The sequence below is a fragment of the Anaerocolumna sp. AGMB13025 genome, from assembly GCF_029689925.1.
In the GTDB taxonomy this organism is placed as follows: domain Bacteria; phylum Bacillota; class Clostridia; order Lachnospirales; family Lachnospiraceae; genus Anaerocolumna.
Genome location: NZ_CP121445.1, coordinates 3,393,717 through 3,410,455 on the forward strand (window position 1 = coordinate 3,393,717; position 16,739 = coordinate 3,410,455).

Below are 16,739 nucleotides of genomic sequence, written 5' to 3' on the forward strand. Positions count from 1 at the left end.
TTTTATTATACATGTATTTTTTACTTCACTTTGAATAGTTTATAACACTTTAATATTTTACTATTTATGTATTTTTACTATATATACACATTTAATTATACATGCGTTTTTACTATACATGCGTTTTTACTATACATGCATTTTTACTATACATGCATTTTTACTCTATACATGCATTTTTATAATATCTGCGCTATTTCAATAAATTACTGTGATGGTATGTAGGTAAGTTACCTATAAACTATATATTGGAGGGGTTAAGTATGAAAAACTTAAAAAAGAAGGTTTTGGCGTTATTATGTACACTTGCAATTGGTTTTACCGGATTATTTACTGGTACAGCATCTGCAGCTACCGATTATTGGCAGAATTGGACGGATGGAGGCGGTAGTGTCAATGTCACCAATGGTTCAAATGGTAATTTTAGTGTTAGTTGGACTAATTGCGGTAATTTCGTAGTTGGTAAAGGCTGGAATACCGGTAATGCATCCAGAGTTTGTAATTACAATGCAGGTGCTTTTTCACCGTCCGGCAATGGCTATCTGACGTTTTATGGATGGACCAGAAATTCCCTTATTGAATATTATGTTGTTGACAGCTGGGGATCATACAGACCAACCGGAACCTATAAAGGTTCGGTTTCAAGTGATGGTGGTACATACGATATCTATACAACGATGAGATATAACGCACCATCCATTGACGGTACGCAGACTTTCCAGCAGTTTTGGAGTGTAAGACAAGCTAAGAGGTCTACTGGCAGCAACGTTCAAATCAATTTTGCCAACCACGCTAATGCATGGAGAAGTAAGGGAATGAATCTTGGAAGCAGCTGGTCTTATCAGGCAATGTGCGTAGAAGGATATCAAAGCAGCGGTTATGCAAATGTAACAGTATGGTAATTTAAAAACAGTTCATTTGAATATCTACGTCTAAACTGTCCGGTTATATAACCGGCAGAACAATAAAAATACTTACCTGCATACTATTATTCATATTTTTGATTTAGTAAATACTTTAGTAAACTCCTTTGATATAGGCCGTTTCAAGTAATGAGTAAACGGCCTTTCTGTAATTGAATGAAATTAACTCATGTGCAATAGGGACAATATATATCAACTTGTTGTACGTTGACAAAATTCTTATTCCGGAAAGTGAGGACACTATGAAAAAAATATTTCTTATGGTATTATTACAACTTATTCTGCTAACGGTTGGCTCATGTTCACATAAAGAGCCTGACAAACTGGTATTAGTAAAAGGAGGGACTTTTGTTAACACTAAATCCAACTTTTTTGAAACTGATATCCAGATTCGTGATTTTTATATTGGCAAATACGAAATAACTCAGAAAGAATGGACTGATATAATGGGAAACAATCCATCCCAGTTCAAAGATCCGGAATTACCGGTAGAATCTGTGAGCTGGTATGACTGTGTCGAATATTGTAATAAACGAAGTATAAAAGAAGGATTAGAGCCCTATTATCTAATAGACAAGGATAAGAAGGATTCTGATAATAAGAGTGAATATGATAATGTAAAGTGGACGATAACAATAAAAAAAGAAGCCAATGGCTATCGGCTGCCGACTGAAGCAGAGTGGGAGTATGCCGCAGGAGGAGGTCAGTTAAGTAAAAGCTATACCTACAGCGGAGATAACAAAGCCGATGAAACAGCCTGGTATTGGAGGAATGCGGGTAATGATTATCTGACAGTTGATTGGAACTGGTCCGCAATCGAAAATAATAAAGACAAAACGCAGCCGGTTGGTATAAAGAAGCCGAATGAACTTGGAATATATGATATGTCGGGAAATGTCAGAGAGTGGTGCTGGGACTGGTATGGAGAAGATTACATAGAAAATGTAACAAGCGGCTCACAAAGAGTCTGGAAAGGCGGAGGATGGATAGGAGATGTAAGCTGCTGTGAACCAGTTTACAGAGGAAAATTTGAAGCAAATGGCTTTGGTCCGGACCAAGGCTTAAGGGTTTGCCGCAGCAAATAAGTAAGCATTTATTTTACCTTTTGACTTGAAAAAATATTTTATATCAGCTATCATAATGTTTTGGAGTATATAATAAGACAGGATGGATAAAACATTGACAGAAGGTAAAATTTCTAAAAATATTATTTTATTTGCTATACCAATTTTTTTGGGTAATTTATTCCAGCAATTATACAGTATCGTTGATTCTTTGGTAGTTGGAAATGTTCTAGGCAAAGATGCCCTGGCGGCAGTAAGTTCCTCTGGAAGTTTGATTTTTTTAATTACCGGCTTTATTAATGGAATATTTGTTGGCGCAGGTGTTATAATTGCCCGTTACTATGGAGCTAAAAACTGGAAGGACTTATCCATTGCCGTCCATACGACAATTGCTTTTGGAATCATTGCCGGAATAATCGTAACAGCAGCGGGCATGTGTTTCACACCTTGGATGTTAAAGATGATGGGTACACCGGCAGATGTGCTTCCAAATTCCATTTTATACTTCCGGCTATATTTTGCAGGTGGGCTTGGAATTGTAATGTACAATACGTGTATGGGTATTTTTCAGGCCGTAGGAGATAGCAGACACCCGCTTTATTACTTAATCATATCCTCAATTCTAAATGTAATCCTGGAACTTTTATTTGTAGCAGTTCTTGGGCTTGGAATTGGCGGATCAGCTATTGCAACCGTCATAGCTCAGTTTGTAAGTGCTATTCTTGGATTTGCCAAACTGTTAAGAGTGGAGGGAAGACATAGGGTACATATTAAAGAAATACAAATTAACAAAGAGATGCTTATTAATTTATTAAAAATGGGTATACCGACCGGCATTCAGAATTCAGTAATCGCTTTTGCCAATGTTATTGTGCAGACTAATATTAATGCGTTTGGTTCCGTAGCAATGGCCGGATGCGGCAGTTATTCAAAATTAGAGGGTTTTGCCTTTTTACCGATTACTAGCTTCAGTGTTTCCTTAACTACGTTTATTGGTCAGAACCTTGGAGCAAAGCAGTATGAACGGGCAAAAAAAGGAGCCCGTTTTGGAATTCTGACCGGTGTTCTCTTAGCAGAATCAGTTGGTATAATTTTATGGCTTTTAGCACCGATATTAATTCGTTTCTTCAATAATCAACCTGATGTTATAGCATTTGGCGTTATGCAGACCAGAACAGAAGCTATTTTTTATTGTCTGCTTGCTTTATCACACTGTCTGGCAGGTATATTAAGAGGCGCAGGGAAAACATCGATACCTATGATAGTAATGTTGATTTGTTGGTGCGCGATCCGTATTACCTACATATCTATAATAATAAAATTGCTGCCATATATCCAAGTGGTTTTCTGGGCATATCCGTTAACCTGGTTTTTAAGTTCGGTTATATTCATAATTTATTATAAAAAGGCGGATTGGATTCATAGTTTTTCAGATATCTAGGAAACATTGCATATGAACGATAGGAAGCAATTTAAGGTGTATTTTTTCTTTTAAAATATATTCGCAGCGGTTTTGTTTGATTATTGTCATATATCTTGTCCGACATTCATATACTTATTATATAAAAAATAAATATAAAGCTTATATACCATGAGAAGAATAACCACTTCTTTTTAGTCAGTATAATTATTTATTCCTCAGAGCCCTGTTATTGCAACAGGGTTTTGTTCTATTCAGGTTTAGTTATATAACACTCAGCACTGTATGGTCAATATAAGAGGAACAAGGATGCCTATGTTAAGCGTACAGTTCTTATATGCCATTAACAACATTAATAGGTAGTTTCCTCATGAAATGCCATACATTTCTTAATGAATAGAATAAACAGGCAGGAGATGTTGGACAAGTTCCTTCATAGTAGACCCCGGCAGTATGTATGCAGAGACCGAACCTATAAAGAGCAGCGCTTTGTTCGCTGATGGCGTAAATATCAAAGATGGACGTTGGTTAAGTAGTGAAAATTGAATGAAGACCTGTAATCCCGACATTTTTCACTGCATATTCATGGAATAAACTTTTAACTTTTAAATAATAACTCTAATATCTAAGTTTTTTATGAAAAACCGTTTATTATTAATATTTTGTGAGGAGGGAGATGAATAATGAAAAGCTGTACTTAATTTGTTCCGATCAGTATATCTTATCGTAATCAAATTATGCAGAAAACATATAATAAACACGGTTTTTCATATAAATAAAAATAAGGAGGTTATATATTATGAAAAGAGGGACTATCAACACCAATCATACCGGTTATTCCGGTACAGGCTTTGTTGAGGGCTTCTGGAAACAGGGTACTGCAACAACCTTTAGCGTTAAAAGGAGGAGTAGTGATGCAATAATATTCATCAGAAATAAAAAGAGGTTAATAAAAGGAGATAAAATATGCTAAAAAAGAAAGTTTTAAAAAGGTGTATTCCATTCATTTACTCTCTCTCAATTCTGATGGGATGCATATTCACTATTACGTTCTTTCTTCCGAGGACAGTCTTTGCAGGGACCCAGGCGACCTATTATGTATCCCCAACAGGTAGTGACAGCAATCCAGGAACCCTTTCGGCTCCCTTCCAGACAATTACGAAGGCCAGGGATGTTATTCGTACTATAAATACTAACATGACAGGCGATATTTATGTGTATTTAAGGAGCGGAACCTATACTATTAACAATACAATTACCTTCGGAGCACAGGATTCCGGTACAAACGGATACAGAATATATTATCAGGCATATCCGGGTGAAATATCCATACTGAGCGGTGCTACAAAAGTCACTAACTGGACTCAGCACAGCGGCAATATATACAAGGCTAAGTTAAACCGTTCAACCAAGTTGAGGAACCTTTATGTAAATGATGTAAGGGCTTTAATGACCAGTAAAAAAGTCACAGCAAGAGGGGGTTACGGGAATTATTCCGTAACTGCCGGACAAGCAGCCTGGGCTTGGACAAGTGGCAGTAAGAGCGACGGGGTTAAGTATGATTTGTCAGAAGTGCCGGCCATTACGAATAACAAGGACGACCTGGAGATAGTAAATGGCACTACCTGGAACGAGAATATTGTTTGCGTCAGGGATGTCATTTCTACCTCCGATAATTACAGAGCACTTCTTTTACAGGAGCCCTATGGTGCAATAGCACAGACCCCAGGCTGGGGTGCAGGCTTTGCCGTTAACGGTACTCATACGATTTATAATGCGTACGAGTTTTTGAATTCTCCGGGACAATTCTATTTTGACAAGACTTCCAAAACGCTTTACTATTATATCCGACCGGGTGAAAATATGGATACTGCCGACGTTGAAGCTCCTTATTTAGAGAAGCTCATCGATATAGCAGGAACATCAACTGCAAATAGAGTCAAGAATATAACTTTACAGGGATTAACCTTTGCAAATACAGATTATAACCTTGTTAATGTTGCAGGTTCACACGGCAAATCAACATGCCAGGGTGCAAATGCCTTTATCGCTTTTTATAACGACAATTGGCACAATACCAAGTATGAGCTTGTTGATACATTACCGGGAATGATAAACTTAAATAACTGTGATTCAATTGATTTTATAGGCAATATAGTAAAGCACAGCGGTTGTGATGGTATTACAATGGTAAACGATGTCGTTAACTCCAAGGTCATTGGCAATTACATAACTGACATAACATCAAGCGGCGTAACAGTTGGACATCCCCAGCATGTTTATTTGGGAGACGGTGGGACTCATGCAAAATACGCTCCGGGTATAGAAGGTATTTGTAAGAATAACACAATCAATAATAATTTATTGTATGACATAAGCACTGCTCCTGGTTTCGGGGGATGTGCCGCCATAACGGCATACTTTGTCGACAGTCTAAAAATAGAGCATAATCAAATTCAATCAACGGCATACAATGGCATAAATCTTGGCTGGGGATGGCGTAATTTCACCGACTCGACAACCTGTAAAAATAATACGGTGAATTATAACAGGATTATTAACACCTTAACAAGGCTTCATGACAGCGGAGCAATATATACAATAGGCCAAAATCCAGGTACAAATATTAACCAGAACTATGTAAGGGGAATTCCTCCAGCAACCTCCGGACCTACCTATGGTTTACACAACGATGAAGGGAGTGCCTATATAACGGAAAATGATAATGTACTTGATATTGATCCAGGGGTAAAGTACACCATTAATTGTGAGGATTTTGGAGCAAAACACGATTTAACAATTCTTAGAACATATGCAACCGTAAACAAAATGGGGGTTAACCCTCCAAACAGCACAATTGACCCGCCAGTTGCGGTTCCAGACAATATATGGCCTCTGGAACAGTACAATACCTGCTTGAATTCGGGAATTCAAGAAGAGTATAGGAGTATTATACCGGGTAGCATACTCCAGACTCAGGATTATGTATTTCCTGCAAGCTGCTCGGTATCAGCCGGTACCAATATAAATATAAGAAGCAGCGGAAATTCTTTAAACACAGTATGGTTTGCCCCTTCTGGAACAACTAAATTTGTTGAGGGACCAACTATAACGAAAGGTGCAGGAGATGCAACGCATCTTGCTGTTCCAGCTTCTGGCGGTATCTACAAGCTGTTTATAGTAAATTCACAAGGACTTAAGGTAGGCGAATCGACTGCTCAGTTGAAAGTAAGTGGTCCTCAAACAGCCTTTGTACAAATCGAAGCGGAGAACTATGACACCCAGTCGGGAATCCAGACTGAGACCTGCAGTGAAGGCGGGAAGAATGTAGGTTATATCGAGAATGGGGATTATGTTGTCTTCAATAATATAGACTTCGGCAGTGGTGCGGCAGTTTTTAAAGCTAGAGTAGCCAGCTCCAATAGCGGAGGTAATATTGAAATCAGGCTTAACAGTATTACCGGCCCTTTAGTAGGTATTTGTCCGGTTACTAGTACGGGAGGCTGGCAGACCTGGTTTGATGCAACCTGTAATGTCAGCGGGGCAAGCGGTGTTCATAATCTCTACATAAAATTTACAGGCGGAAGCGGTTACTTATTCAACCTTAACTGGTTTACCTTCAATAAAGGTAGTGTTTCTAGTAAATTGGGTGATATAAATTCTGATGGGCATATAGACACCTTAGATTTACTACTGATAAAAAACCATCTTTTGGGTCTGGAAATAATTCAAAATAAAGAATTGGCAGATTTAAATGCAGATGGCGTAATAGATTCAATTGATATCGCACTTTTAAAGCAATACCTGATTGGACAAATAACAGAATTCCCTTCTGGTAAATAAAGGGTTTTGGTATTGATTATGGAAAAGGTAGTTCCCGAGAAAGCACGAAAGAAAACGTAGTGTAGATATTGAATTGGAGGCTGCAAATTTGCTCTATTGTAGTCCCAATTCATATCAATTTATTTCCATGTAAAGCAATTAAGATTAGAGGGAGGTTATAGTATGCGAAAAAAGTTAATTCTAGGGGTATTACTAACGTTAACAGTCCTATTATCCAGTATTCTCACATTTGGACAGTTTGTAATGGCTGCTACCGGAGACCTTAGCGGCACAGACATTTACAACGGATTAAGAGGACAAAATTTTGATGAAGGTTGGAAGTTTTACAAAGGTGATGTTAGCAATGGACAGAGTATAAGCTATAATGACAGCAGTTGGTCAAATGTCACTTTACCACACGATTGGAGTATTTTTAATACCTTTAACCAGAAGTCTCCCTCCGGTGGCGGAGGAGGCTATCTGGATGGAGGAATCGGATGGTATAGGAAAACCTTTACCATACCTTCAAATTATGCCGGAAAGAAAGTTTTTATCGAATTTGATGGAGTTTATATGAACAGCCAGGTATGGATAAATGGCACATTATTGGGTAAACGTCCATATGGTTACAGTTCCTTTGAATATGACCTGACTCCATACCTAAATATAGGTGCTAATAATATTATTGCAGTCAAGTGCGACAACAACCAACCGAACAGCCGTTGGTATTCTGGTAGCGGCATTTACCGTAATGTATGGCTGACAGTAGTGGAGCCGGTACATGCGGCCTATTGCGGAATGTTTGTCACCACGCCGACTGTAAACAGCAGTTCAGCAACAGCCAATGTCAGCATGCAGGTATTAAACCAGGGAAGTTCTGCAAAATCGGTTTCCTTAGTAACTACGATATTGGATGCCTCTAATAATGTGTTAGTATCAAATACATCATCGGCAGCTAATATAGCAGCTAATGGCAGCAATAAATTCAGTCAGAACCTTACTGTTTTGAATCCCAATTTATGGTCTCCTTCTAATCCGTATCTTTATACTGTTCAAACCCAAGTTATTGCGGATGGAGCTGTGGTTGATACCTATCAGTCAACCCTGGGATTCCGTTATTTTAATTTCGATTCCAATAATGGGTTTTCTCTTAACGGAATACACATGAAATTAAATGGTGTCTGCCTCCATCATGACCTTGGTGCCCTGGGGGCGGCAGTCAATTACCGGGCTATTGAAAGAGAGCTTCAGATTATGAAAGAGATGGGGTGTAACGCTATCCGTACATCACATAATCCTCCTGATCCTGCACTGCTTGAAATTTGCGACCGATTGGGTTTAATGGTAATGGATGAAGCCTTTGACTGCTGGGAGACGGGTAAGACTACCAATGATTATCATCTCTATTTTAACAGTTGGGCCCAGACCGATCTTCAAGCGATGGTTATGCGGGATCGTAACCATCCATCGATTATTATGTGGAGCATCGGGAATGAAATCCCTAACGCAACCGCTGCAACCGCCGCCAAACTAAAAGACTGGGTAAAAGCCATTGATAACACCCGCCCAGTAACCGCCGGCACATTTGCTGTGAATATGGAGGATAATGCAAATGTCGCAAATGTTCTTGATTTAGTAGGATATAACTATTTCCCCTATACTTATGCGAAAGGGCACAGCAACCATCCGAATTGGAAAATATTTGGAAGTGAGACCAGTTCCGCCTTAAGAAGCAGAGGTGTCTATAAAACCCCTACCAACCAAAATATTTTGACCAGCAGTGACAACCAATGTTCTTCTTATGATAACAGTTGGCCAAGTTGGGGTAACAGCGCAGAATCCTCATATTCATCAGTCAACGGCAACAATTATATTGCCGGCGAATTCATCTGGACTGGATTTGACTATATCGGTGAACCGACACCTTACGGGTGGCCGTCCAAGAATTCATATTTCGGAATAGTCGACACCTGCGGTTTTCCAAAAGATATCTATTATTACTACCAGAGCAAGTGGACTACGAAACCAATGGTACATCTACTGCCTCATCGGAACTGGTCGAAGGGAAGTAATGTTGAGGTATGGGCATATAGCAACTGCGACACAGTTGAGTTGTTCCTCAATGGGACTTCACTTGGCTCTAAGAATGTTGGTAATTCCCAGCACCTCTCATGGAATGTCCCCTGGACCGCTGGAACCTTGCGAGCCAAAGCAACCAAAGGCGGAACGGTAGTATATGATGAGGTCACCACTGCAGGTGCATCTTCAAAAATCCTATTAAAACCGGATAGAACATCTGTTACTGCTGACGGCAAAGATTTGGTTTATATTGAAACGGATATCGCCGATGCTAACAATGTGATTGTTACAACAGCAGACAATTTAGTAAATTTCACGATATCAGGACCCGGAACGATTGTCGGTGTTGATAATGGAAACTCACCTAGTACGGAGCCGTATAAGGCAAACAGCCGTAAGGCCTTTAGCGGAAAGTGTCTTGTGATTATCCAGACTACAAAAACAAGTGGCACAATAGTAGTAACTGCCAGTTCCAACGGACTGTCGTCTGAAAGTGTAAGCATTACTACCACAACTCCCACAGGCAGCCAGCGATCTGCCTTTACACCAATAGAAGCAGAAGAGTTCGATAATCAGTCAGGAATCCAAACTGAAAGTTGTACCGAAGGTGGTCAGAATGTAGGTTTTATTGAGAATGGAGATTATCTTATCTTTAACAATATTGATTTTGACAGCGGTGCAGCAAACTTCCAGGCCAGAGTAGCCAGCGCAACCAGTGGAGGTAATATTGAGATTCGGCTTGACAGCATTACAGGTACTTTAGTAGGGACCTGTCCAGTCACCGGAACAGAGGGGTGGCAGGCTTGGGTCGATGCAGCTTGCAGTGTTAGCGGGGTAAGCGGAATACATGACTTATATCTAAAATTTACTGGAGGAAGCGGATACCTGTTCAATTTAAACTGGTTTACCTTCAGTAAAGGAGATGATTCCTGGAAGTTAGGTGATATAAATTCTAATGGGCAAATAGATGCAATCGATTTGCTGCTGATAAAAAAGCATATTTTAGGTACAGAAATAATCCATAATACAAAATTGGCTGATTTAAATGGGGATGGTGTTATAGATAATATGGATCTTGAGCTTATGAAGCAATACCTGCTAGGAATTATAACGAAATTCCCTGCCGAGGCATAATAATAACTCGTGTAAATTCGTTTAGACGAGCCCTTGGGACCAAGTTATGAGGCTGTATCACAGCCTCATAACTTGGTATATCTTGTAAAAATAAGGGGAATGGGAGCATCCCAAAGTTCAAATTGATGTAAAATAAAATTACTCAGTTTGGAAGTTTTATTTTATGGCTAAAAGAAGAAGGGATGAGTCTCCCGAAAGACAAGCTCTACGTGAAATGATGAGCGGATACCTGAAAGAAAATCCAGTTAAGAATGGAACGGATGTTAATTCTCTTATGAGAGAAATGATGTCTATTATCCTGGAAGGCAGCTTGGATGGTGAAATGGATGAGGAACTTGGTTATACTAAGTATGATTATCGGAATAAAGAAACCGATAACAGCAGAAACGGTTACAACACAAAAACAATGCATACCAGTTATGGTTATATGGACTTAGACATTCCCCGGGATCGGAATGGTGGTTTCGAGCCTAAGATTGTAAAGAAATATCAGAATACCATCAGCCAGGACATGGAAGAAAAAATTATCTCGATGTATGCGAAAGGGATGACTACCGGAGATATCGAAAGCCATATGCAGGAACTTTATGGTGTAGACATATCAGACAGTACAATCAGCCGAATTACAGATAAAATACTCCCTATCGTGAAAGAATGGCAAGAAAGAACTCTTGAAGAGATCTATGCTGTGGTATTTATGGATGCCATACATTTTCATGTCAAAAGCGAAGGGCGTATTGCTAAAAAAGCTGTTTATATCGCAATCGGTATAGATATGAGCAGCCGTAAAGATGTTTTAGGCATGTATGTTGGAGAAAATGAAAGTGCGAAGTTCTGGCTTTCCATCATGAATGGTCTAAAAAACCGCGGTGTAAAAGATAAGTGACAAGGGGGAAAATAGAAAAAGACTAAGCGTTAAGCCTAGCCTTTCTTATTGTTAATATATCTTTTTTCAGTGCAGTAAAAACATTACCTTGGCAATAATTCATTCTGCTTTAAACCTCTATTATTGTTTCATTTTCATCAGACAATCGTTGTATATCTTTTCTGATATTAGATTCAGATATACGCACCCTTAAATCTAAATCATCTATTTTTTTACTATTTATATCCAACTTATAATTAATTATTTGAATATCCTCTTTTAAACTCATTAAAAAATCTTTTAATTCATTATCCATATTATGACCTCCCTATCTATTTAACTATTTTTATTGTACCATATTTATTGAATATAGTCTACTTGTTTAAAATTAAGTAGATACGCATTAAATTAAAATCTATGAAACTTAAATGAGAGTACCATAGTAAATTTTCTGTCATGGCATCGGACGGCATAGATCATACCACTTACGGATACCGCCAATCGCCCAATCGCAAGCGATTGAACAATCGGACTTGATTTATTTTGCCTGATACAAGAGCCTGTGGCTCAATAATTAAGATAAAGGCTGATTACGAAGCTTTTTTCTTATCGGTTAAAGCAGAACTTGCAGAATCCGTAGGATCACCGGATTTTTCTGAATCGGTTGAACCTATAGGTGCTGAATCATTAGAAACCGAATTAACAGGGATTACAGATACTAGAGATACAAAAGTATTTTGACCCGTCCGAATATCTAATTCGACAGTAACTAGGTCATTTACAGTAACACCTTGCAATAACTTTTCTGATTCTGTATTAATAAAAATTTTTTGTACATCAGTTCCTTGCAAAAAACAAGCGGATTTATAATCCTTATTATTTTTATTTGAGTGGAAAGTATCAACCCCCAAATAAATAAAAGTACCTTATAATTTCATATTTTTTTATTTCCTTTCATAATTATTAATTTTTGTTTGAGAGGTACAATTTATTTTCAATGCCAATTTTGGGGCTAATTGGGCAAAAAAATTCAACTATTCGTTAAACTTGTGTTTTGCGAATAGTTGGATAGTGAATGAGACACATAATAACCAAAAATTTTTTTATACTAGCTTGGTCGTTTTTACTGCTATCATCGTTAAAACCAAAATAAAATATTATTAATATTTTATCGTTTTCTAATTAGTCCAGTCATTTAAACAAAAAAGGATTTTAAAATGTGACTAAGTCGAGAATTTAAAATCCTTTTGATATATTATATAGAAAATTTAAAGAAATGAATTTTAGGTTTTCTGTAATCTTTGCAATGCCCAGGAGCGCTCCATTGCTTTCTTTTCGAGAAATAAAATTTAGTACTTCCTGATTTATATTCATCCTCTTTGACCCCCGAATAATACAACTGCCATTAGAACAATAGCTTCCACCCCTGGCTAGATATCCCAGTCTACCCACCTCTAGGAACATGGAAAGCGGTAGATTTTTTTGAGTCAGATATACCATCTTACTGCGCGCAGCAGTCCGTCTAGTTTTTTATCATACATTGCAGCTTCTGTGGCTGTTGTAGCAATCATGATGTCCTCAAATTTGTAGAATGCCATTGGTTCAAGGGGTAATTAATAATCTCCCCTGTCAGCACCTCAAAATCCATGCCTTTTTGTTTTGCTATCAACTTGATTAGGTATTCTAAACAGAAATGCTGCTCGATGATCCGGATTTACCATTTCGCATACCTCCCACCGGAATCAATATTGTCGTCAGCAGCAAATATTGTTACCGGAAGCATTAAATATAGCAGAATAATCTTAAAACCTCTTCTATCCTCAATTTATTGCAATGCTTCCGTGAGCAGCCGGTAAGACTGTTTGAATATCAGCCCGGAAGAAGCGGAAAATATCCACAGGAATTCCTTTTGCCAAATAGTATCCACTTCCGCCAAAACGTACAAAATTCCTTACCCCCCATCTCGGAAAGTAAGGAATCACACCTCAATCTTTTTCTAAAACACACCTAATCTTCTCTTCAAAACTCCGCAACCTTGATTTTCCTAGCCTTTCCACGACAGCAAACAAACCGTTTCCACATGGACGTGAATGGCTAATATAAGTATATCTTTTTTTAGGCAGATATAAATCTGTCTTTTTGTCGTTGCAAAATTTTGTCTTAGTAGAAATTCAAAAGCTGCTATTCATGTAAAATCAAATTATCATATTAATAAGGAACACAAATTCATTGTTCTACAGTCTTAACTAAATGACATTGATTCACAGCCCTGCCAAAAAGTGGCAGAACTGTGAATGTAACACGCTTCGTGATGCACAGAAACGGTAAAAACCACCGTTTCGCGCCATGTAACTAGGGATTTTCGTGCAAAATGCACACGAAAACACCTCGCGTTATAACGGCTGTGAATAGTAACGGACAAATCAATTACCGACAAAAGGCTGTATTATATATTTACAATTTGTTACAAATGTGATAAAATATGGAAATAAATAAATCTTTAAAGGAGAATAACATGAATACTACACCCATGGGCTTTAGGCTTCATATTGCCATTTTAGGCAGACGGAATGTAGGAAAATCCACATTGATTAATGCTATAACAAATCAACAAATAGCCATAGTTTCTGAGGTTGCAGGAACTACTACGGACCCCGTTTTTAAAACAATGGAGTTATTGCCCTTAGGTCCTGTTGTTCTGATTGATACAGCTGGTTTGGATGATAATGGGGAATTGGGGGCATTAAGAAAAGAAAAAACATATGAAGTAATGGACAAAACTGATTTCGCAATTATAGTACTGGATGCTGAAGATGGAATAACTGCCTTTGAAAAAGAGCTGGCAGCTGAAATAAAGAAAAGGGAAATACCCTCCATTGGCGTGATAAATAAATGCGATTTAATTAGTGTCACAACAGACTTAGTACATGAATATGAAGATACTTTGGGAATACCTGTGACTAAAGTGAGCTCAAAGACTGGTTACGGGATAGAGGAATTAAAAGGCTTCATTGCTGATCATGCTGTTTATGATGATACGCAGCTGAACATCTTAAGAGATTTTATCTCTCCCAATGATACTGTATTACTGATTACCCACATAGACTGTGCAGCACCAAAGGGCAGAATAATATTACCTCAGCAACAGACAATCAGAGATGTAATAGAGGCTGGAGCTACAGCGATAGTAACTCAGGAAAAAATATTGGTGCAAACACTGGAAAAACTGAAAGAACCGCCAAAACTTGTAGTAACTGATTCCTTAGTTTCAAATATTGTAGAACCACTTATAAACGCTAAAATTCCATTCACGAGTTTTTCCATTTTAATTGGCAGACAAAAAGGCAATCTTGAGGAATATATAAAAGGTCTAAAAAGAATCATAAAACTGCAAGCCGGAAGCCGGATACTTATAGCTGAAACATGTACCCACTACCGGCAGGAACGTGACCTTGCAAAGGTACAAATACCTCAATATGTACAGGATTTAACTGGAAAAGAGATGTCCTTTGATTGGACTTCCGGAACATATTTTCCAAGAGACCTCAGTAAGTATGACGGTGTTATACATTGTGGAGGATGCACGATAAACCGGCAGGAAATGAATTCAAGAATAAGAATAGCAAAAGAGAATAATGTTCCAATTACCAATTATGGTATGCTAATTACTTGTGCACAAGGAATTATTGAGCGTGTATTAGAGCCATTTCCTAACATACATAGTATTTATCAGAGTGAAACATAAATACCAGAAAAAAAGGAGGATTTATTATGAAAAACAATATTTTATGGATTACAAGAACGGCAGTTCTTACAGCATTACTTATCGTTATGCAAACAGTAACTTCTGCCTTTGGTAACACATTAGTTACAGGTTCTATTGTCAATCTTATTCTGATTATTTCAGTTATGACCTGTGGATTGAGTACAGGCTTAACAGTGGCGGTAGTTTCCCCGATGTGTGCAAAATTATTAGGAATCGGTCCCCTTTGGTCATTAATCCCATTTATTATTGCAGGAAATATAATTTTGGTAATTATTTGGTATTTTATCGGAAACAGTAAAATCTGGAAAAAAAACTTCTCTTATATTATTGCTTTGGTGATAGCAGCCCTATCTAAATTTTTAATATTATACTTGGGTATTGTCCAAATTGCAATTCCTATTCTGTTGAACCTACCCAAGCCACAGGCAACAATTATATCCAATATGTTTTCTATTCCACAGCTTTTTACAGCATTGTTAGGCGGCATCCTTGCCATTATCGCGCTTCCTTTCTTGAAACGCTCAGTCAAGGCTTACCAATAAGGAGGATCGGGAATGAATTCAGTTTTTACATATTGCCTTTATCTGTTAGCAGTTATACTACTGATATTATCATTCCTAAGAGATAAAGTAAAAACAAAACTTGCATTAAAAAAAGCATGTAAAATGTTTCTATCCGTTTTACCGCAATTTCTTGCTATACTTTTTCTTATGGGTCTTTTACTTACTGTTTTCGATTCATCAACGATACAGCAAGTCATCGGTGCAGAATCAGGGGTACTTGGAATGGTTATATCCTCACTGGTGGGAGCTATTGCCCTGGTTCCCGTATTGGTAGCTTTTCCTGTAGCAGCCGAATTATTAAAAAATGGTGCCGGAATCATACAAATTGCTGTTTTTATCTCTACCCTTACTACCGTTGGATTTGTCACACTTCCTCTTGAAGCGAAATATTTAGGTAAAAAAGTAGCCATATTGCGCAACGCCTTGTTTTTTCTGTTTGCTTTTGTTGTGGCATTGATTATGGGGGTGGTACTGACATGAAAAAGATATTAAAAAAGTATAGTTTTCTTCTGATCGTTTTAGGAATAAATATTATAACTTTAGCAGGCTCACCGCAGATAGGAAAACAATCCTTTCTCTTCACAACGAAAAACCTCTTTAACTTTCTGTTCATGCTTACACCGGTTTTTATATGTATTGGGCTTTTGGACGTATGGGTTGAGAAAGAAACAATAATAAAAATCATGGGTGAAAAGTCTGGCATAAAAGGTGTGCTTATAGCTTTCCTTTTAGGGGTTTCTACAGCGGTACCTCTGTATGCGCTACTACCGGTTGCAGCAATGATGCTGAAAAAGGGAAGTAAAATAACAAATGTTCTTATCTTTATATGCTCAAGTGCAAGTATTCGAATTCCGTTGTTACTTTTTGAAATATCCTCCTTGGGTCTTAAATTTACCTTTGTGCGATTTGCCGTAAATATAGTTGTTGTTCTTAGCATAGCTTTTTTGATAGATTTTGTTCTGAGTGAAAAGGATAAAATATCAATATTTGAAAATGCTGAAAATTTACTTGGGCATACACCGGAGCTTAAATGAATGGTTCTTAACTCCTGCAAAGAAAGAACCGGTATTCCCTAGCTTTTATTTCAAAAAACTTTGAAGTAA

12 protein-coding genes and 1 pseudogene are annotated in these 16,739 nt (G+C 37.8%); 11 read left to right on the forward strand and 2 right to left on the reverse strand.

The features are described from left to right. The first annotated feature begins 263 nt into the window (after positions 1-263). The 7 genes and pseudogenes from QA584_RS13820 to QA584_RS13850 form a co-directional block, all read left to right on the forward strand. Positions 264-902, forward strand: coding sequence for a glycoside hydrolase family 11 protein (locus QA584_RS13820; protein ID WP_278275077.1), 639 nt, complete (start codon positions 264-266; stop codon positions 900-902). A gap of 263 nt (positions 903-1,165) precedes the next feature. Beyond that, positions 1,166-2,008: a formylglycine-generating enzyme family protein gene (locus tag QA584_RS13825; protein ID WP_278275078.1), complete on the forward strand. Its 843-nt coding sequence runs from the start codon at positions 1,166-1,168 to the stop codon at positions 2,006-2,008. Positions 2,009-2,090: 82 nt separating this feature from the next. Then, positions 2,091-3,428, forward strand: coding sequence for an MATE family efflux transporter (locus QA584_RS13830; protein WP_278275079.1), 1,338 nt, complete (start codon positions 2,091-2,093; stop codon positions 3,426-3,428). 778 nt (positions 3,429-4,206) lie between these two features. Next, entirely contained in the window at positions 4,207-4,380 is a 174-nt protein-coding gene (locus QA584_RS13835) for a hypothetical protein (protein WP_278275080.1), read from the forward strand. Beyond that, complete coding sequence (locus QA584_RS13840; RefSeq protein WP_278275081.1) at positions 4,374-7,250, forward strand: carbohydrate-binding protein; 2,877 nt, start codon at positions 4,374-4,376, stop codon at positions 7,248-7,250. The genes QA584_RS13835 and QA584_RS13840 overlap by 7 nt, the downstream gene beginning before the upstream one ends. 162 nt (positions 7,251-7,412) lie before the next feature. After that, positions 7,413-10,442, forward strand: a complete 3,030-nt coding sequence (locus QA584_RS13845; RefSeq protein WP_278275082.1) for a carbohydrate-binding protein — start codon at positions 7,413-7,415, stop codon at positions 10,440-10,442. 163 nt (positions 10,443-10,605) lie between these two features. Continuing rightward, positions 10,606-11,322 (forward strand): annotated as a pseudogene (locus tag QA584_RS13850) (IS256 family transposase); the annotation flags it as partial. Between the two features lie 115 nt (positions 11,323-11,437). Here QA584_RS13850 and QA584_RS13855 read toward each other — a convergent pair. After that, positions 11,438-11,623: a hypothetical protein gene (locus tag QA584_RS13855; RefSeq protein WP_278275083.1), complete on the reverse strand. Its 186-nt coding sequence runs from the start codon at positions 11,621-11,623 to the stop codon at positions 11,438-11,440. A 274-nt stretch (positions 11,624-11,897) separates the two neighbouring features. Then, a complete protein-coding gene (locus QA584_RS13860; RefSeq protein ID WP_278275084.1) occupies positions 11,898-12,218 on the reverse strand; it encodes a hypothetical protein in 321 nt (106 codons plus the stop codon). 1,604 nt (positions 12,219-13,822) lie between these two features. On the opposite strand from QA584_RS13860, the gene hydF reads away from it, so the two are divergent. The 4 genes from hydF to QA584_RS13885 are packed head-to-tail and all read left to right on the forward strand — an operon-like array spanning position 13,823 to position 16,670. Then, complete coding sequence (gene hydF, locus QA584_RS13870) at positions 13,823-15,052, forward strand: [FeFe] hydrogenase H-cluster maturation GTPase HydF (RefSeq protein WP_278275085.1); 1,230 nt, start codon at positions 13,823-13,825, stop codon at positions 15,050-15,052. A gap of 26 nt (positions 15,053-15,078) precedes the next feature. Further along, the gene (locus QA584_RS13875) at positions 15,079-15,615 is read left to right on the forward strand and encodes an ECF transporter S component (RefSeq protein WP_278275086.1); all 537 of its coding nucleotides are present in this window, start codon (positions 15,079-15,081) and stop codon (positions 15,613-15,615) included. Between the two features lie 12 nt (positions 15,616-15,627). After that, positions 15,628-16,116, forward strand: coding sequence for a permease (locus QA584_RS13880; RefSeq protein ID WP_278269614.1), 489 nt, complete (start codon positions 15,628-15,630; stop codon positions 16,114-16,116). Then, entirely contained in the window at positions 16,113-16,670 is a 558-nt protein-coding gene (locus QA584_RS13885) for a permease (RefSeq protein WP_278269615.1), read from the forward strand. The genes QA584_RS13880 and QA584_RS13885 overlap by 4 nt, the downstream gene beginning before the upstream one ends. Positions 16,671-16,739: the final 69 nt, after the last annotated feature.